The 17,392-nt window shown below is 66.8% G+C and carries 18 protein-coding genes and 1 pseudogene; 5 read left to right on the top strand and 14 right to left on the bottom strand.

The window, feature by feature from the left end; genetic code table 11:
* Positions 1–55: 55 nt before the first annotated feature.
* The 6 genes from rraA to E3O11_RS00850 all read right to left on the bottom strand — a co-directional run bounded on the left by rraA (position 56) and on the right by E3O11_RS00850 (position 5,328).
* Positions 56–523: a ribonuclease E activity regulator RraA gene (gene rraA / locus E3O11_RS00825; protein WP_092448877.1), complete on the bottom strand. Its 468-nt coding sequence runs from the start codon at positions 521–523 to the stop codon at positions 56–58.
* 62 nt (positions 524–585) lie between these two features.
* The gene (locus E3O11_RS00830) at positions 586–1,392 is read right to left on the bottom strand and encodes an amino acid ABC transporter ATP-binding protein (RefSeq protein WP_092448878.1); all 807 of its coding nucleotides are present in this window, start codon (positions 1,390–1,392) and stop codon (positions 586–588) included.
* Positions 1,389–2,390, bottom strand: a complete 1,002-nt coding sequence (locus E3O11_RS00835) for an amino acid ABC transporter permease (RefSeq protein ID WP_092448879.1) — start codon at positions 2,388–2,390, stop codon at positions 1,389–1,391. The genes E3O11_RS00830 and E3O11_RS00835 overlap by 4 nt, the downstream gene beginning before the upstream one ends.
* A 4-nt stretch (positions 2,391–2,394) precedes the next feature.
* Positions 2,395–3,330 carry an ABC transporter substrate-binding protein gene (locus tag E3O11_RS00840; protein ID WP_092448880.1) on the bottom strand — a complete coding sequence of 312 codons (936 nt, stop codon included), beginning with the start codon at positions 3,328–3,330 and terminating at the stop codon, positions 2,395–2,397.
* Between the two features lie 25 nt (positions 3,331–3,355).
* On the bottom strand, positions 3,356–4,465 hold the full coding sequence (gene menC / locus E3O11_RS00845; protein WP_092448881.1) for an o-succinylbenzoate synthase: 1,110 nt from the start codon (positions 4,463–4,465) through the stop codon (positions 3,356–3,358).
* Positions 4,462–5,328: a hypothetical protein gene (locus E3O11_RS00850; RefSeq protein ID WP_092448882.1), complete on the bottom strand. Its 867-nt coding sequence runs from the start codon at positions 5,326–5,328 to the stop codon at positions 4,462–4,464. The genes menC and E3O11_RS00850 overlap by 4 nt, the downstream gene beginning before the upstream one ends.
* 104 nt (positions 5,329–5,432) lie before the next feature.
* Here E3O11_RS00850 and E3O11_RS00855 point away from each other — a divergent pair, with 104 nt between their 5' ends.
* The 3 genes from E3O11_RS00855 (at position 5,433) to E3O11_RS00865 (ending at position 7,686) form a co-directional block, all read left to right on the top strand.
* Positions 5,433–6,662: a PucR family transcriptional regulator gene (locus E3O11_RS00855; RefSeq protein WP_134479293.1), complete on the top strand. Its 1,230-nt coding sequence runs from the start codon at positions 5,433–5,435 to the stop codon at positions 6,660–6,662.
* Between the two features lie 22 nt (positions 6,663–6,684).
* Positions 6,685–6,954, top strand: coding sequence for an acylphosphatase (locus E3O11_RS00860; RefSeq protein ID WP_092448884.1), 270 nt, complete (start codon positions 6,685–6,687; stop codon positions 6,952–6,954).
* Between the two features lie 72 nt (positions 6,955–7,026).
* Positions 7,027–7,686, top strand: a complete 660-nt coding sequence (locus E3O11_RS00865) for a Pr6Pr family membrane protein (RefSeq protein ID WP_092448885.1) — start codon at positions 7,027–7,029, stop codon at positions 7,684–7,686.
* Positions 7,687–7,695: 9 nt separating this feature from the next.
* On the opposite strand, the gene E3O11_RS00870 is transcribed toward E3O11_RS00865, so the two are convergent.
* Positions 7,696–9,120, bottom strand: coding sequence for a flavin monoamine oxidase family protein (locus E3O11_RS00870; RefSeq protein ID WP_092448886.1), 1,425 nt, complete (start codon positions 9,118–9,120; stop codon positions 7,696–7,698).
* A gap of 124 nt (positions 9,121–9,244) precedes the next feature.
* On the bottom strand, positions 9,245–10,042 hold the full coding sequence (locus E3O11_RS00875) for an SDR family NAD(P)-dependent oxidoreductase (RefSeq protein ID WP_092448887.1): 798 nt from the start codon (positions 10,040–10,042) through the stop codon (positions 9,245–9,247).
* A 145-nt stretch (positions 10,043–10,187) separates the two neighbouring features.
* Between E3O11_RS00875 and E3O11_RS17970 the strand changes: the two are divergent.
* Together E3O11_RS17970 and E3O11_RS00885 are read left to right on the top strand one after the other, a co-directional pair.
* Positions 10,188–10,538: pseudogene (locus tag E3O11_RS17970) on the top strand (GntR family transcriptional regulator); the annotation flags it as partial.
* Position 10,539: 1 nt separating this feature from the next.
* A complete protein-coding gene (locus E3O11_RS00885) occupies positions 10,540–11,016 on the top strand; it encodes a hypothetical protein (RefSeq protein ID WP_166787446.1) in 477 nt (158 codons plus the stop codon).
* Here the strand turns inward: E3O11_RS00885 and E3O11_RS00890 are convergent, their stop codons facing one another.
* From E3O11_RS00890 to E3O11_RS17400, 6 genes are all read right to left on the bottom strand, one after another.
* Complete coding sequence (locus tag E3O11_RS00890) at positions 11,017–12,573, bottom strand: DUF7059 domain-containing protein (RefSeq protein WP_092448889.1); 1,557 nt, start codon at positions 12,571–12,573, stop codon at positions 11,017–11,019. It lies immediately after the preceding gene.
* Positions 12,574–12,685: 112 nt separating this feature from the next.
* On the bottom strand, positions 12,686–13,810 hold the full coding sequence (locus E3O11_RS00895; protein WP_158251703.1) for an FAD-dependent oxidoreductase: 1,125 nt from the start codon (positions 13,808–13,810) through the stop codon (positions 12,686–12,688).
* Positions 13,810–14,508: a class I SAM-dependent methyltransferase gene (locus E3O11_RS00900; RefSeq protein ID WP_092448891.1), complete on the bottom strand. Its 699-nt coding sequence runs from the start codon at positions 14,506–14,508 to the stop codon at positions 13,810–13,812. The genes E3O11_RS00895 and E3O11_RS00900 overlap by 1 nt, the downstream gene beginning before the upstream one ends.
* On the bottom strand, positions 14,509–15,723 hold the full coding sequence (locus tag E3O11_RS00905) for a type III polyketide synthase (protein ID WP_092448892.1): 1,215 nt from the start codon (positions 15,721–15,723) through the stop codon (positions 14,509–14,511).
* Positions 15,724–15,898: 175 nt separating this feature from the next.
* Complete coding sequence (locus tag E3O11_RS00910) at positions 15,899–16,804, bottom strand: phosphatase PAP2 family protein (protein WP_166787447.1); 906 nt, start codon at positions 16,802–16,804, stop codon at positions 15,899–15,901.
* A 156-nt stretch (positions 16,805–16,960) separates the two neighbouring features.
* Positions 16,961–17,308 (bottom strand): zinc-binding dehydrogenase, encoded by a 348-nt coding sequence (locus tag E3O11_RS17400; protein ID WP_166787448.1) that lies wholly within the window; start codon positions 17,306–17,308, stop codon positions 16,961–16,963.
* Positions 17,309–17,392: the final 84 nt, after the last annotated feature.

The raw sequence follows: 17,392 nt of genomic DNA on the forward strand, positions 1-17,392 counted from the left end.
CTTTTTTCCGTGAAGCGCTGAGCGAATTCGCTCAGCGCTTCACGCGTTTAAGGGGTCAGCGCTCGACCAGAATGCCGTCCTCGTCGCAGTACACCGTGCGCCCGGGGGTGAAGACGACGCCGGCGATCTCGACGACGGCATCCGCTACCCCCGAACCGGTCTTGGAACTCTTGCGCGGGTTGCTGCCGAGGGCCTTGACTCCGAGGTCGAGGGCTCCGATGGCGACCCGGTCGCGCACGGCGCCGTTAATGATCGCGCCAGACCAGCCGTTCGCCACGGCGAGGTCGGCGATCATGTCGCCCATGAGCGCTGAGCCCAGCGAACCACCCCCGTCGATGACGAGCACGGCGCCGTCGCCCGGCGTGGACAGGATCGACTTGAGCAGCGCATTGTCCTCGAAGCAGGTGACCGTGCGAATCGGGCCGCTGAACCGGGCCCGCCCGCCGATCGTCTGAAACTGCAGGGGTACGGATTGCAGCTCGTCGCCACGTTCGTCGTACAAATCGGCGGTCAACACGGTCATTGTTCCTCCAGGGTTTCGTTGCTTACAGAGTAGGCCCCGGTCAAGCGTGCGCGTCCACCGAGCTACATGACGCTGTCGAGGAATGCCTTGGTGCGCGGATTCTGCGGATGGTCGAGCACGCTCGCTGGCGGCCCGCTCTCCACGACGACCCCGCCGTCCATGAACACGACCTCGTCGGCGGCACCGCGGGCGAAGCCGATCTCGTGGGTGACCACGACCATCGTCATGCCATCGGCGGCGAGCGCCCGCATCACATCGAGCACATCACCGACCAGCTCCGGGTCGAGCGCGCTCGTCGGCTCATCGAACAGCAACAGCTTCGGATCCATGGCCAGGGCGCGGGCGATCGCGACGCGCTGCTGCTGCCCGCCTGAGAGTTGCGCGGGGTACGACTGCGCCAGGTCGGCGAGTCCGACCCGGTCGAGCAGCTCCCGGCCGCGAGCCAGGGCGGCCGGCTTGGCCAGCCCGCGCACCCCGATCGGCGCCGCCGTGATGTTCTCGAGGGCGGTCATGTGCGGGAACAGGTTGAATCGTTGGAACACCATGCCGATGCCGCCGCGCTGCTTGGCGACCTCGCGCCGGTTCATCTCGAAGATGCGGCCGTGTCTGGCCGCATAGCCGATGAGTTCGCCGTCGACGGAGATGCGGCCGCCGTCGATGCGCTCGAGATGGTTGATGCAGCGCAGAAACGTGCTCTTGCCGGAGCCGGATGGCCCGAGCAGGCACATCACCTGCCCGGCCGCGACCTCGAGCGAGATGCCCTTGAGTACCTCGACACCACCGAAACTCTTGCGAACCTTGCGCGCGCTCAACAAGGGTGCAGAAACGGATGCCGTCGGTACGGCTGTTGTGACGCGCGTATCGGTCATGGGGCATCCGCTCTCGGTGTGGTCGGGCGGGGCGTTGGGCGCAGGACCGCCCAGACCCGTCCGAGTGGGGTCGGCGGCAGCGTGCGGGCGTTGCCGCGGCCGTAGTGGCGTTCCAGGTAGTACTGCGGAATTGACAGCACCGAGGTGAGAAACAGATACCAGCAGCTGACGACCACGAGCAGTTCGACCTGGCGCAGGTTCTGCGAGGAGATCTGGGTGGCGACCGTGTACACCTCGAGTACCGCGATCACCGAGAGCAGCGAGGTGTTCTTGAGCATCGAGATGGTCTCGTTGCCCATCGGCGGAATAATCACCCGCATCGCCTGTGGCAGCACAACCTTGAACAGGGTGAAGGTGGGGCTCATACCGACCGAGTAGGCGGCCTCGTACTGGCCTTCGTCGACCGAGAGCATTCCGGCACGCACGATTTCGGCCGAGTACGCGGCCTGGTTAAGGGTGAGCGCGAGGAGCCCCGCGACAAAGGCTGGAATCAGCGTGTTCGTATCGACCGAGAACAGGCTGAAGTCGGTGAACGGAATTCCGAGCGTGATCTGCGCATAGAGCAGCCCGAGGTAGCCCCAGAATACGATCTGAATCAACAGCGGCGTGCCGCGAAAAGCCCAGACGTACAGCCAGGACAGCGCGTTCATCACCGGGTTGTTGGAGAGCCGCATGACGGCCAGCAGCACGGCGAGCACCGTCGACACGACCATCGACACGACGGTGAGCACGAGCGTGAGTACGACGCCGTCGAGAATGCGCCGGTCGAAGATGAACTCGTTGATGGTCGGATGGTTCACATTGTCGTTCTGCCACAGCGACACGGCGACTCCGGCGAACGCGAGCAGGAGCAGCACCGCGATGACCCAACGCCACGGATGCCGCAGTGGCACCGCGTCGATGTCGTCAGGGTCGCGCGCCACTGGGGCTCGCGGGTTGAGCGGGTCCGGATCGCGAGAGTCTCTTTCGCGGGTGGCCACGGCGCGTGGGTTCGGCATCAGGTCACGACCCGAGGTTGAAGCCGGCCTCGTCGAGCCCGTAGTTGGTGAGGTCGTACTTGGCCAGAATCTCGGCGTAGGTGCCGTCGGCGATGGTCGCGACCAGGGCGAGACGGATGGCCTCGCTGAGTTCGCTGTTCTCCTTGAGAATGCCGATTCCGCTGTAGACCGGGCTGTACCCGTTCGGGTTGGCCTCGTCGGTGACGACCTCGAACATCTCACCGTCACCGGCGGTTTGCGCGGTGTAGGCGGCGACGGCGGAGTCGACGACCTCGGCAACGGCCCGGCCGGACCGCACTGCGGTTTGCACCTCAGTCTCGCCGGGCAATTCGGAGATGATCACCGGGCCGGGGCCGGCCGCGGTGCACTCTTCGTCGTAGCCGCGCAGAATATCCGCCTGCACGGTGGCCTTGGGCACTGCGACCTCCTTGCCGCACAGATCGAGCACCCCGGTGATGTTCTCGGGGTTGCCGGCGAGCACGAGAATCGAGAATCCGGCGTGGAAGTAGTCGACAAAGTCGAGGGTGCCCTGCCGTTCCTTGGTGTCGTTCATGCCCGACATGATCACGTCGTTCTTGCCGGCCTGCAGCGACGGAATCGCGGTCGCGAAGGACTGCTTCTGCAGTTCGAACCGCACGCCGAGCTTCACTCCGAGGGCGGCCGCGAGGTCATGGTCGAAACCGGTGATGTTCTGCTCGACGTCGTACATTTCCATCGGTGGGTAGGGAATGTCAGAGGCCGCCCTGATGATTCCGGCCGATTTGATCGATTCGGGCAGGGCGGCCGCGGCGGCCGGGTCGACGTCGCCGGTCACGGCGGCGGGTTCGGTACTGTCGACGGTGGCGGAGCATCCGCTCAGGGCCAGGCTCAGGGCCAGGCCGAGCACCGGCCAGGTCAGCCGGCGGTGCGAGCGAGTTTCGAGCTTCACGTGCAGGGTCATGACGGTCTCCTGTTGTTGGGTAAGGCTAGAAACGGATGCTGTCGGTGCTGGCGGTGACGCTGGCCAGCACCTCGGGCAATACCTCAACGCCGATGCCGGGCCCGGTGGGCACCCGCAGGTGCCCGTTTTCGAGCTCGAACGGTGCGGTGAGATCCTGCGCGAAGTAGCGGTTAGAGGCCGAGGTATCCCCCGGCAGCACGAAGTTCGGCAGCGCGGCGAGGGCCACGTTCGCGGCCCGACCGACGCCGGTTTCGAGCATGCCGCCACACCAGACCGGCACGCCGTGTGCCGCTGCGACATCGTGGATGCGCCGAGCTTCAAGGTAGCCGCCGACTCGGGCGGGCTTGACGTTGATAATGCTGCAGGCACCGAGGGTGATCGCCGTTGCGGCGTCTCTGGCCGATTCGATCGACTCGTCGAGGCAGATCGGCGTGGAGATGAGCTTGGCCAGATTGGCGTGGCCGAGCATGTCGTCCTCCTTCATCGGCTGTTCCATCAGCAGCAGGTCGAAGGGGTCGAGCAGGGCGAGGTGGCGGGCATCGGCGAGGGTGTACGCGGTGTTCGCGTCGACCTGCAGCAGAATGTCTGGCCCGAAGCGTTCGCGCACCGCGCGCACCGGGGCGAGGTCCCAACCCGGTTCGATTTTGAGTTTGATGCGTAGGTAGCCTTCGGCGAGGTAGCCGGCGACCGCGTCAAGCAGCTCGGGGATTGAGTCCATGATGCCGACAGAGACGCCGGCCGGAACGGTGTCCCGCACGGCGCCGAGGTAGCCGCCGAAGGACACCCCGGTGGTCTTGAGCTGCGCGTCGAGAATGGCCGTTTCGAGGACGGCCTTGCTCATCATGTGCCCCTTGACCGGTTCAAGCGCCGTGGCAACCAATTCGGCTGTGAGCCGGTTGCCGAGCGCCTGCAGCCGGGGCACAAGGTGGTCGCGAATGACCAGGTCGCTCGCGTCCAGAAATTCGGAGCTGTAGAGGGGGTGGGCGTCGGCGGCGCACTCGGCCCAGCCCTCGGCATCCGCTGTGATGACACGTACCAGCGTCACTTCACGCTCGGTCGACGTGCCGAACGAGGTACGGAACGGCCGCACCAGCGGCAGGTGTACACGGCGTAGCTCGATGGTCTCGATTTTCATGCTGTTCCTCCTGGTGCGAGTCGGTACCAGCCGTCACGGCTGACCCCACGGGCTATATGCCCCGAAGCGAATACGTCGGTAAAAATAGAACGGATGCTGCGCCGCCACTCGGCCGCGAGCTGCGGGTTTTGCCCGCGCAACGCCACAATGTCGGTCGGAACCCGGCACCACAGGGCGCCGGCTGCCATTACGAGCACGGGGTCGCCGTCGGGTCCTACTCCGAGCACATCGCTCGGGCCGTAGGAGGGGCCGTCGATCGGGGCCTGGCGGTTCTCGCTGCAGGCAGTCGATTGCGCGCTCGTGAGCGGCCAGACCGCGACCAGTCGGTCACTCTCGTCGTTCGCGTTCATCTCGCCCTGCATCGGGCCGTAAAAGTCGACGGCGTACTCGCCCGCCGAGGCGCCGAGTTTGGTGAGGTTGAAGCGCGCGTTGCGGCTGACCAGAGGGTCGAAGGTCCAGGTCATTTCGGTCAGGTCGCGCGCCAGGCCCCAGGCCCGCTGGTGCTGCTTCAGGGCGAAACCGACGCCGCGGTCGCTGATTCCGGGCAGAACCCCGGCAATAAGGGAGTACATCGACGCGGACTTCGGACTAACGATGGCCGCAGCGGCGCCCACGAGGCGGCCGGTCTGGTCGCGGGCCGCCGTGACGTTGCAGCCGGCGTGGCTAATGCTGCGCAAGAGTTCGGAGGGGATGGCGCTCTCGCCGGGCGGCAGCAGCCAGACCGTATTGAACAGCTGCTCGACCTCGAGAAAGCCAGCCAGGCTGGCCTCGTCACTCACCCGTACCCCGGCCGATTCGGCGGCGACCCGGGCCGCCTGCTGGGCCTGGTCCGTGAGTGCGGCGAGGGGCCGGTGCGGGGACATCTGCCTAGTGTGGTCGGGTCGCAGCCTCCGATCTTTAGCGGGCAGCACCAAGAAAGAGCATAGTCATGGTCGTGCAGCACAAAGCGGATGGGTATGGTGAACGAATGACTACCCTGGGATTGCCGGTCGGTGACCTGTTCGCGCTGGCAAATGCGATCGCCGCGATGGTCGGCGGCGCGACCGCGATCGAAGATCTGCAGACTCGGGTCCTCGCGTATTCCACGCTGCCAGACCAGCCGATCGATGACACCAGGCGCGACGGCATTCTGGGCCGTCAGGTGCCCGACCTACCCGATAACGCAGAGGCCTACGCCGCACTGTTTCGGGCATCCGGCGCGGTTCGGCTACCCGGAGCGATGACACCGAGCCTGCCCGGCGAACCCGCCGTGCCGGTGGGGCTGGCCCGACTGGCGGTCGCCGTGCGGGCCGGCGCCGAGCCCCTTGGGTCGATCTGGGTCGTCGACGTCACCGGCTCGCTCGACGATGCTGCTGCCACCGAGCTTGAACGCGCCGCAGCCATCGCGGCGCTGCATATTCTGCGCGCCCGCAGCGCGGCCGACCTGGCTCGGGCGCAACGCGCTGTGCTCCTGCGTCGGCTGCTCGACGGCGATGCGGATGCCCGACTCGTCGCCGCTCAGCTCGACCTCGACTTGGCCGGCCCGTTCGTGGCTCTGGCCTTTCAACCGCAGTTCGGCCCCGCGGGCGACGAGCTGCGCCTGAACCGGCTGGTTGATCTGGTGGCGATGGCCTGCGAAGCGCACCAGAGCGGCACGGAGTGTGTGGCCATCGGCACCACGGTCTATGCCCTTTTTTTCGGCGGTCAGCTCGACGACACGCAGCTGATCGGCATCGAGGCAATGGCAGCTCGATTGGTGACCCGGGCTACGGGAGCGATGCGGATCGTGCTGCGGGCATCCGTTGGGTCGCGGGTGACCGGTGTCGACACGATCAGCCGGTCGCGGCGGGACGCGGATTTGGTCCTCCTGTTGACGGACCATTCAGCCGATACCGGCCAGGTCGTCAGCGCGCGGAACGTCGGCAGCCGATTGAGTCTGCTCGAACTCGGGCAGGTTCTTCGGGATACCCCGCGGCTCTTTTCGGCACAGGCGCAGGCGGTGCTCAACCTCGATGCCCGCTCCGGCACCGAGTATGCCGCAACCCTGCGCAGCTACCTCGACTGCGGGCGAGACTCGGCCAGAACGGCCACCTTGCTGTCGGTGCACCAGAACACGCTGCGCTACCGACTGCGGCGGGTGCAGGAACTGTTCGGCATCGACCTCGACAACGCCGACGACACACTCATGCTGTGGCTGAGCCTGCGGGTGGGCGACTAGCTGTGCGGAGCAGAATAGTCCCGTGATACGTAAACGAGTGCTGGCCCACGGCGAGGTTCAGGGCGTCGGATTTCGTTACCACGCTACTGCCCAGGCCCGGCATCTGGGACTCGTCGGATATTGCCGCAACCGCCCGGACGGAACGGTGGAACTCGAGATCGAGGGTCGGGAGGCATCCGTTTCGCGCATGCTGCGCTGGCTCGAAACCGGCCCGCGATATGCCGTCGTGACGGCGCTCGACGTGAGCGACATCGCCGCGACCGGCGCAAGCGACTTTCAGATCACCGACTAGGGTCAAAACGCCCTTAACGCTGGCGTAGCGTTGCATTATGACCGCGCGCGAAAGCCCCGCCGGGGGACGCCAATGACGACGCGCACAGCGTTCGCTCTGGCGCGCCTCGGCCTGGCCGCAGCCGGAATATTCGCTCTGAGCGGCTATTTCTACTACACACTCGGTGTCGCAACCTTTGCCATCGCGAATTTCTTCAGCTATTTCACCGTGCAAAGCGCCATCGCAGCGGTCGCCGTGATCGTCACTGCAGCCATCGTGGCTCTGCGGCGACCGACCGACCCGGTCTGGGTCGACATGCTGCGCGCCATGGTAACGACCTACATTCTGGTCTCCGGAGTGGTCTACGGAATCATCGTCTGGCAGTCCTCCAGCGCCAATTACTCAATCGAGGTGCCGTGGTCGAGCCAACTGCTGCACTTCGTCATTCCGGCCTGCGCCCTGATCGACTGGATGGTCGACCCGTTCAAGGCTCGCCTGCCGTGGAAATATCTCGGCTGGGCCATCGTGTTTCCGGTGTTCTGGCTGTTGTTCACGCTCATTCGCGGGCCGATCGTCGGCTGGTATCCCTACTTCTTCCTCGACGCCCGGCAGGTCAGCGGCCCCGGTGAGACCGTGTTCTACTGTCTGATCATCGTGGCGATCATCACCGGAATCGCAGCGTTGCTCACCTGGATCACCCGATTGAAGCGGATGCCGCGCCACCTGCTGCCGCCGTGGGGTTCGTCCCTCTGAGCCGCGCGCCTATTCGTCAGAAACTGCCGCGTCGGGAACGGCCAGGAACGGCTCGAGCGCGGTGAGCGCCGCGGAGAGAAACTCGTCGTCATCGAGCTCGGACAGCCGAGTGGCGTTCTCGGCGGCCACGACCCCCATGAGAATGGGCTCCCCGGTGAGCGGCATCATGTTCACCCAGACCGGAAAATCGGCGTCTTCGCCGACGATGGTCCATAGCCGGGCCTCGGTGTCCCAGAACGGCTCGTCGAAGCGCAGCCAGACCTTGTCGAGTACCCCCATTCCCAGGGCAGCAATGGCACCGCGATGCGCGAAGGGCAGCGCCGGCGAAAATTCGATCGCGGCAGTCTGCAACACGCCAAGCGGCACTGTGAGAATGACCCGGTCGGCCGAGAGCGACTCGCCGGTGCCGAGACGCAGACTCACGCCACCGTCGTCGTGGGCGACCCGGTTGACCACGCTCGATAGCAATAGCTCCAGACCGTCGGCGTCACTTTTCAGCAGAGTGGAATAGCCGCCGATCACGATCTGGTCGTCGTCGGCGCTGCCCATGTCGGTGGTGTACCAGGCGGACTGCTGACTCGGCGTTGCCCCGGTTTCAACCTTGAGTTTCGTGGCGATCTCGTACTCGAGCCAGTCGGAATCCGACAGGCCGTCGGCGTTGGGCGTGCTCGAAAGTTTCGCTTCACCCGAATCGATCAGGGCACGTTCAACCGAGACATCCTGCTGCTGATCGGCTGCCCAGTCGAGGGCACCGGCGACAGCCTCGGCGCCCAGCGTCGACACCTCGACGACGGCCCCGGCCCGGGTGCGCACCTCCGGGGTGCGCACGAACGGCAGCAGGCTGACCCCGAGCGTGGTGAGTTCATCGTCGAGAAAATTGTCAGAAGTGCGGTGCACAAAGGAGGGCCCACGTTCGATCGGAAAGGGCCAGTCGCTGCTGACGGTGTCGATGCGCCCACCGATACGGTCGCGCGCCTCGACCACGACGACGTCGTAGCCGGCATTGACGAGTTGGCGGGCCGCTGTGATGCCGGCAATCCCGGCGCCGACGATGGTGATGCGTTCGCCGGGAGCCGCGACATCCTGCACCCGTCCGGCCGCAAGCAGGCCGGACGCGCGGGCGCCCTGCACCGTGCCGGGCGCGTCCACTGCTGTGGCTTCACCGGCGAAAAAAACCCGGGCATCGACGGCCTGACCGAGCGCAACGCGGTGTTCCGGGGTGGCCCCAACGGCGGCGTAGCTGAAGGATCCGCGCGAGAAGGGGTCGGTCGACCAGTTGGTGCGGGAGACGGCGAGCGGCTGAGGAACCAGTGAGGGCGTGAGCGTGGTTGGCGCCGGGGATGCCGTCGGAACCGGCGCCGGGGACACGCACGCGGCGAGAGCCAACACGGAAAAACCCGACGCCGTGCCGAGCAGAAAAGTGCGCCGCTTCACGATCGGTCTGCTTTAGAACGGCGGATCCCGGGCGCGCGCCCGCAGAGCTTCAGTACGGCGCCAGTCATGAGACCAAACTACCGCAGACCGTGCCGCTTGACATTTTCTTCTCGAGGGCGACTGGTTACCGTCGCTCCTCGGCCACGGAGTTACCGCCGTCGACGACGATCACCTGCCCGGTGACGTAGGCGGCTCCTGGCGAGGCAAGAAACGCGATGACGGAGGCGACCTCCCCCGGCGTGCCGCTTCGGCCGGCCGGAACCAGCGCACCCTCCAGAGCCTCGCTCGTGAGCTGGGAGCCGGTCGAGATCCAGCCGGGCGCGACGGCGTTCGCCGTGATGCCCACTTCGGCCTCGTCCACTGCGAGCGCCCGCACCAGCCCGACCAGCCCGGCCTTCGCTGCGGCGTAGGCGACATCATTGCGGCAGGCCATGATCGACCCGCTCACGCTCGACACCATCACGATACGACCCCATCCGGCCGCGCGCATGAACCGGATCACCGTGCGAGTGGCATGAAATGCTGTGGACAGGTTGATGGCGAGGCCGTGTTCCCACTCGGCCGGACTGGTCAGGATATCTCCGTGGCCCATCTCGGCGTCGCCGACCGCGACCATGCCCGCGTTGTTCACGAGAATCGTCGGCTCGCTCCCGGTCGCGGCGAGCGCCACCCGCAGTCCCTCGGCACCGTCGACCGAGTCGAGGGAACAGACGATTCCGCTCGCATCGAGTCCGTGTGCCGTCAGTTCGCGCGCCCGGTCGTGCACCCGCGCCGTCGTGCCGGTGAGGATCACCCGGCAACCGAGTTCACCCAGCATCCGTGCTGCGGCGAAGCCGATACCGGTGGCGCTGCCCGCTCCGGTGATGAGTGCGGTGTGCCCGCCGAGGTTGAAGGCGGCCGGGAGCGCGGGTGCGGGAGTCATGGCGTCAGGTTAGTGCCCTCTCACCGCAGACCGCGCCGGTTGACATTTTCCCCTGAAGGCAACTAGTTAGTCACATGACCAACTAACCAGTGAACCGGCGGGGACTGGGAATCGGGCAGCAGCATCCACTGAAAGCAGACAGTCCTTGATCGAAGCGGGCAAACCGATCTTCGTGCAGATCGCGGAGCAGATCGAGAACGACATCGTTGATGGCGTCCTTGAGGAAGAAATATCCGTTCCGTCGACCAACGAATTCGCGGCCTTTCACCGCATCAAGCCGGCGAGAGCTGACAAGGGCGTCAACTGTCTGGTCGAAGACGGCATTCTCTGCAAGAGGCGAGGAATAGGAATGTTTGTAGCAACCGGAGCTCGGCAACGACTGGTCGTCGCCCGCACCGAACAGTTTCGGGCCAACTTCGTCGGCCCCCTGCTGAGTGAAGCCGCCAAGCTCGGCATCACCCCGGAACAGGCAGGCCATCTCCTTCGGATTTCCGCTCGTGCTCGGTTTCGGCGTCACCCGCCGGGACTTCTACCTCGGAACAGCGCTGCTGTTCGTACTGATCTCGGCCGCCAACGCCCTCGCGTTCGCCCTGCTGACCCAGCTCGAACAGCTGACCGAGGAGTGGTTCATCGACACCTATATGTTCAACGCGCTCTGGCTCGGCAGCGACGGGTTCTGGGTTGACCTTTTCTCGTTCTTCGTGATGCAGCTGCTCGTGTTCTTCATTGGGGCGTCGATCGCGACCATCTATATGCGCTGGCGCATGCCCGGCATGCTCGTGTTCTGGAGCTCGCTGGCCTTGGCCATCGTCGGCGCGGTCACGATCATCACCTTCACGAGCAGCTGGCCGGCAGTTGCTATCTGGTTCGGCGCCCAGGGAATCGGCGGCATCTTCGCCTGGCTGCTTCTGCCCGCAGCGGTCGCCGGATTCGGCGGCTTCCTGGCTCTGCGCCGCGCGATCCCCAAGAACTAGCTACGTCAGGAAGCCGTCGACGAGCAGGGCGCGCACCTTGGGCAGCAGTTCGGCGGCAAGCGCTGGCTCGTCGGCGTCGAGCAGCTGGGCGAGCGCGCCGATGATGGCACCGACCCCGAGGTCGCCGTCGCAGGCACCGACCAATCCGGCCAGGGCCGTGTCGAGCGGCACCGAGCGGCCGAATCCGCTGCCCTGGTGCAGGGTCATGAGCGTCGGATCCGACTGGCCGGGCCAGTAGTGGCGCTCTTCGGTGACGTCGGAGGCCACGGTGAGGTTCGTGCGCAACAGGCGCGCATCATCCGTTTGAGCCTGCCAGTCGTGCGCGGCGAGACACTCGGCGAGGTGCGCGCCGAGCCCGGCCGGGTTGTGGCCCAGGGCATCGGGCAGGCGCTCGAGGCGACGCAGCGTCGGGGCGGAGATGGGCGCCTCACCGCCAGCGGTGGGTGCATCGCCGGCGGGCAGGCGCAACAGCAGGTATCCAAACCCGACGCGGCGCACGCCGCGCGCTTCGAAGTCGTTCAGCCAGGCGTTGTACAGCCGGTCGAAGTCGGGGCCGGGTCGGGTGCCGCCGTCGCGGATCCAAGTCTCGGCGTACTCGCCCGGCGTCTGCACCTCGCGCTCAATGATCCACGCGTCGAGGGCACCCGGCGTGAGCCAGCGCTCGAGTCGTTCGAAGGCATCCGTTTCATCGTGGTATTCCCAGTTGCCGAGCAGCTGCACGACGCCGCCGGGGGTGAGATGGTCGGCGGCCCCGCGCACGACGGCCTCGACCAGGGCGTCGCCGACCATTCCGCCGTCCCGATACTCGTAGCTCGGCACACCCTCGGCGCGCGGCGTGATCACGAACGGCGGGTTCGAGATAATGTGATCGAACCGCTCCCCCACCACCGGCTCGAACAGGCTGCCAAAGCGAAACTCGATATTGTCGATCTCGTTGAGCTCGACGTTCAGCGCCGCAAGCTCGAGCGCCCGCACCGAAATGTCGGTCGCGACGACCTGCTCGGCGTGCCGCGAGGCGTGCATGGCCTGGATTCCGCAGCCGGTTCCGATGTCGAGCGCCCGCTCCACCGCCGTCGGCATCATGAGTCCGCTGAGGGTGCGCGAGGCTCCGCCGATGCCGAGAACGTGCGTTTCGCCCAGCGGATGCCCGAGCGCCAGCTCCCCCAGATCGCTCACGATCCACCAGCTGCCGGCGCCGTGCGCGTCGATGAAGCTGTACGGGCGCAGGTCGACGAGCGGGCATACGTCGGCCGAACCGTCCGCCGCCACGAGCCCGAGCTCCGCGGCGCCGACCGCCCCGAGCGTCGGAAGCGCGGCGTCGAGGTCGGCTCGCGGCACCGCGTCGCCGAGCAGGAACAGCCGGGCGAGGGTCGCGGCGGGCTCGTTCCGGCCGAGCTTCGCGGCGAGCGTGGCGAGCGCCCGCTGGGCCGGAACCCGCTGGTTGCGGCGGAGGGCAGCATCCGCTTCAATGCCCCATAATCCGGTCAGGCCGGGAACCGAGAAGTGGGCGGCAGCGAGGTCGGTGCGGAGGCGGGGAACGAGAGTTACAGAAGTCACCCGTCTATTCAACTCGATCTGCGGCCCACGCCCGAACGTCAGGCCGGTGAATCTGCGCCCCGCTGAGCGGAGCCGGCATGTCGTGCATTAGACCGGCGACCTACCCGTCAGGTCACAGCCAGCGCATCGTGAACGCGCGGGCGACGAGTTCGTTGGCCGGCGGCAGGGTGAGCGAACGCACGAGGGCGTTGCGGGCACCGAGCCGCAGGCCACGGGCCGGCCGACCCATATTCATGTTGAATCCGGCCTGCACGGCCGCGCGGTGAGCGGCACTCCGGCGGGACCGGTCATAACCACCCAGAACGGATGCCGCCACCGCCGGCTCGAGCAGCGCCCGCTGCAGAGCCGGCGCGAGCGCAACGGCGTCGAGCCAGCCCAGGTTCATGCCCTGCCCGCCGATCGGACTAATCTGATGCGCTGCATCGCCGACCAGCACGATGCGGCCCGCCTGCATGCGCCCTGCAAGCCGCTGCTGCACTCCGAAGGCGCTCGCTGCCCCGAGCGGTTCGGCCACCCTGACGTCGGTTCGATGACGGACGAGCGCGGCCAGGTCGGCGCTGTCGGCTTCCGTGGCGAGAAAATCGGTCATCGCCACCCAACGGCGCCGGCCGCCGGGCAGTGGAAAGGACTCCACCACGCCGCCGCGCTCGAAATAGAGCACCGCACCGGTGTCGCCCGGATCAGGGTCGGCGAAGTCGCCCATGAGATAGGTTTCGCTGCGGCCGAGCTGCCGCCAGGTGATGCCGGCCGCCGCCCGCACCTGGCTGCGGGCGCCGTCCGCGCCAATCACATAGCGCGCCTCGATTGGGCCGGCGTCGGTCGAGAGCACGACGGCATCGCCGCGATCGTGCACTCCGGTGACCGTCACACCGCTGCGATACTGCCCCGGCCTGAGCTGGTCGAACCGGGCGCGCAACAGGGCCTCCGTCTCGTATTGCGGCACCGCGACCACGAATGGATATTCCGGCGCTGCCCGCTCGAACGACAGCTGCCCGAGCCTGCGGCCGTCGCAGCGTACCTCCCCCTGGTGAATGCGTACCGCCCGGTCGAGCAGGGCGTCGGCGACACCGATAGAGGCGAGGGCGCGCAGCGACGGCGGGTGGATGCCGATCGCCCGCGAGCGCAGCGACGGCAGCTCGCGCTGCTCGACCACCTCAACATCGAGCCCGCCGACTGCGAATACGCAGGCGAGCATCGTACCGACCGGCCCGCCACCCACGATGACAACGTCACGCATCAGGCCGCATCCCAGCCCAGCACGAGCCGCGATGGCCTGCCGCGCGAAACGGTCCATCCGACCGGAACCGCGGCCCGCAGCTCGACGGCGGTGTAGCTGCGTTGAATCGAGGTGAGCCCGTCCGGCCGAATATAGGAGTGTCGAAAGAACGGCCAGGTAGCCGCCGCGAACCCGAGGTAGGCGAAGTTCGAGCGTTCGAGATCGGCGTGCAGCACCCGACGCCGTGCGAGCGATTCGGAGTCCACGAGCAGCCCCTTGAGCTCGTCGACGCTCAGGTGGTGCAGCACATGGTTGGAGACCACGAAGTCATAGTGCTCGCCCTCCGCGACAAGATCCGAGCTCAGCGCCCGCCGAAAAGTCAGCCCGGCAATCTTCGGCTGCGACGTCGCGAACACGTGCGCGCGGGCATCCGGGTCGATGCCGGTCACCCTCAGCCGCAGGCCGTCACGCACCGCCCAGCCGGCCAGCGCCCGCGACACATCGCCGCCGCCCGATCCGACATCGAGCAGCGTCAGTTCGGTCGTGGTTGACAGGGCGGGGCGGATGCTGCGGCGATAGATCCCCCACCAGCCCGAGACGACCGCATTGACCACCCGAAAATCCTGATAGGTGCGGGTGAGCATGGTCGGGTCACAGAGCGGGGAATCCATGATCTCCACCGCGTCGTGGGCGCGCACGCGCAGGGAGGGAAGGACCATTCAGCCCTCGGTCACGGTCATCAGGCCGGACTCCACGGTGAGTCCGGGGCCGAACGCCATGGCGCAGACCCGCTCGCCGTCGGCCGTGGCCGGACCGTCCAGAATAGCCTTCATCACGAACAAAATGGTCGCGCTGCTCATATTGCCGTTGGTGCGCAGCGTCTGGCGCGAAGGCAGCAGCTGGTCGGGGCGCAGCTCGAGCTTCGCCTCGGTCTTGTCGAGAATGCTGCGGCCGCCGGGGTGGATCGCCCAATGCTCGATCACCGAACTGAGCGAGGCGGGGGGCGCGAGGGTGAGCACTGCCGCGCCCAGAGTCGAGCCGACGGCATCCGCTTCGAGGGAAGCAGTGGCTGCGAGCTGCCCGGTGATCGACACATCGCGGGCGAACAGTGGGGCGAGCGCGCCCTCGATGTGCTCGTCGATGATGTGCGGAACGTAGGTGCTCAGAATCATCTCGAAGCCCTCGTCGCCGATTTTCCAGGCCATGTCGCCCTCGCCGACCGGCGTGATCACCGTTTCGAACAGGTCGAGGCCCAAGGCCTTCTCGCCCGCGAGCGGGGCCCGCGCGCTGACGATGCCGGCGGCCGCGCCGTCGGAGAATAGCGAGGAGGCAACGATGGTATCTGGATCGCTCGAGGTACGCAGGTGCAGCGAGCAGAGTTCGGCGCTGACCACCAGCACGACCGCGTTCGGGTCGGCCTCAACGAACTGCTTCGCGATGCGGAGGGCCGGCATCGCTGCGTAGCAGCCCATGAATCCCAGGTGATAGCGCTGCGTGCTGGCGTTCAGGCCAAGCTCCCGCACGAGCATATAGTCGGGGCCGGGCGCGTAGAATCCGGTGCAGGAAACGGTGACAACGTGCGTTATGTCTTCGGGACGAATGTCGGGGCAGGCGGCGAGCGCCCGGCGGCCGGCCTCGACGAACAGTTTGGTGGCCTCTTCAATGTAGAGCTCGTTGCGCACCCGGGTGCTCGGCATGAGCAGCAGCTGTTTGTGCGCGTCGAAGAACTGCGGTTCGGTCGAATCGTTGTCGAGGGTCAGCTCGGCGATCACGGTATGTCGCGTCTCGATACCCGACACGTTGAAACTGGTGCTGACCAGCCGTTGAGCTAGTCGGCTAAGTCCGGGCTGGGCGGCGAAGATATCGCGCACCTGCTCTTGGATCAGAATCGTCGGGGGTACTACGGTCTGGAGCGCTCTCAGCGTGACGGCCATAAATCAGTGTTGCACGCGACTTCTGTTCCGTACAGCCCTAGTGCGCCGAAAAATCGGCCCGCCACAGCTTTTCGGGGGCGCCAGGCCACAGAATTCCCAGCTGCCGTGCATAACTGCGGAGATTGTCGGAACACCCTCTGCGTCAAGCTGGTTGTGAACGGGCAGCGAGCGAAATCTACGGAAGGCGGGCGAACAGCCGCGTTCCGCTGAGCGCAAGCAGCAGGCCTGCGGTAACGATGGCCGCGACGCCACCGAAATAGGCGACGACGGTGCCCAGCGTTCCGACGCTGTCGAACAGGCTGCTGTTCACCACGAGGGTAGCGACAAAGGCCAGCACGGAGACAGCACCGAAGCCGACCGACAGCCAGCGAATAACGCGAATGGTGGATCGGCGCAGGCCGATGAAGGCGGGCCACCGTGAGCTGGAGCCGTCGCCGGCGGCGCGGGGCAGCGCCCCGGCCCGCGGCCAGGCCAGCACGGCACCGGCCAGGCAGCCCCAGAAGGCAACCCAGAGCAGCCCGGCAATCACGTCACTGGGCCGATGCCACTGGTTGGCGAGCGTTGCGACCCCGGCCAGCACGGCGAAGGCGGTGCCCCAGCCGGCGACTATTGGCCGGGTGCGCGGGCTCGCCACCAGAAACACCACGAGAGCGGATGCCGCCGCCACCGTCGTATGCCCCGACGGGAAAGAGTTTCCGGCGTAGCCCTCGACGGCCAGATCGGGGCGGGCCAGGATGCCGTACTTGAGCAGCTGCGCGGTCGCCGTCGCTGCCCCGGCCGCCACCAGGGCGACGAGCAGGGTGCGCCAGTTGCGGCGCACGAGCGCGATGATCGCGGTCAGCACGACGCCGAACACCACGGCCACATCGGGCACAGAGTCGAGCACCCGACCGGTGAACGGGGTGATGCTGCGGCGGCCGAATTCGGCGCCGTTATAGGCGAGCTGGTCGGCCTCCTGGCCGGCATGGCCCCGCACGAAAAATAGGTAGAGACCGACGAATACGAGCGCGATCAGCGCGGCTCCGGCGAGGTAGCCATACGCCCCCTGTAGCGGAGCGTTCGGTTTGAATCTGGTGCGCACGGTCAAGCATGCCACAACCGGCTGGAAGCCCGAGCGGGTCGGCCTGGAACGGCCACGTCTCCGGAACAAATCGCAGACCAGCCAGCGCGCCGCGCCGGCGAGCCCCTTTCCCGGCCAGGAACGGCCGGACCGCGGCCCCGAGCACCCGGGACTCGCCTACCGGGTCGCGAGCACGACCTTGCCGCGCAGGTGCCCGGCCATCAGGTGACGGTAGGCGCCCTGCACCTGCTCGAGCGGAAACACCCGGTCGATCGGCAGCACGATCTCCCCGCTCCCGATCAGCGCGGAGAGGGCACGGAGGTCATCAATATCCGCGGCCTGACCGCCCACCTCGGTGATGCCGGCGCCAGCCCGGTGGCCACGCGCGGCGATCGTGTTGATCCGACCGCCGGGAACGCCCAGCTCGAGTGCCGCATCGATGGTCGCAGCGCCGTTGCAGTCGAGGGCGGCAGCCACAACCGGCGCGGCTGCTCGTCGTGCACGATGGTCAGAACGCTGGGCCACCAAATTCCTCAATGCGTACGTATCGAGCCATGCGGCCAGCCTCGGGTACGGATCCTGAGCACGATTCAATGACGGCACTTGCCC

Origin of the sequence: Cryobacterium levicorallinum (genome assembly GCF_004402405.1) — a bacterium.
Classification (GTDB): domain Bacteria; phylum Actinomycetota; class Actinomycetes; order Actinomycetales; family Microbacteriaceae; genus Cryobacterium; species Cryobacterium levicorallinum.

Coding starts and splice junctions, on each gene's coding strand:
- rraA (WP_092448877.1), bottom strand. CDS start 523: ATGACCGTGTTGACCGCCGATTTGTACGACGAACGTGGCGACGAGCTG.
- E3O11_RS00830 (WP_092448878.1), bottom strand. CDS start 1,392: ATGACCGATACGCGCGTCACAACAGCCGTACCGACGGCATCCGTTTCT.
- E3O11_RS00835 (WP_092448879.1), bottom strand. CDS start 2,390: ATGCCGAACCCACGCGCCGTGGCCACCCGCGAAAGAGACTCTCGCGAT.
- E3O11_RS00840 (WP_092448880.1), bottom strand. CDS start 3,330: ATGACCCTGCACGTGAAGCTCGAAACTCGCTCGCACCGCCGGCTGACC.
- menC (WP_092448881.1), bottom strand. CDS start 4,465: ATGAAAATCGAGACCATCGAGCTACGCCGTGTACACCTGCCGCTGGTG.
- E3O11_RS00850 (WP_092448882.1), bottom strand. CDS start 5,328: ATGTCCCCGCACCGGCCCCTCGCCGCACTCACGGACCAGGCCCAGCAG.
- E3O11_RS00855 (WP_134479293.1), top strand. CDS start 5,433: ATGACTACCCTGGGATTGCCGGTCGGTGACCTGTTCGCGCTGGCAAAT.
- E3O11_RS00865 (WP_092448885.1), top strand. CDS start 7,027: ATGACGACGCGCACAGCGTTCGCTCTGGCGCGCCTCGGCCTGGCCGCA.
- E3O11_RS00875 (WP_092448887.1), bottom strand. CDS start 10,042: ATGACTCCCGCACCCGCGCTCCCGGCCGCCTTCAACCTCGGCGGGCAC.
- E3O11_RS00895 (WP_158251703.1), bottom strand. CDS start 13,810: ATGCGTGACGTTGTCATCGTGGGTGGCGGGCCGGTCGGTACGATGCTC.
- E3O11_RS00900 (WP_092448891.1), bottom strand. CDS start 14,508: ATGGTCCTTCCCTCCCTGCGCGTGCGCGCCCACGACGCGGTGGAGATC.
- E3O11_RS00905 (WP_092448892.1), bottom strand. CDS start 15,723: ATGGCCGTCACGCTGAGAGCGCTCCAGACCGTAGTACCCCCGACGATT.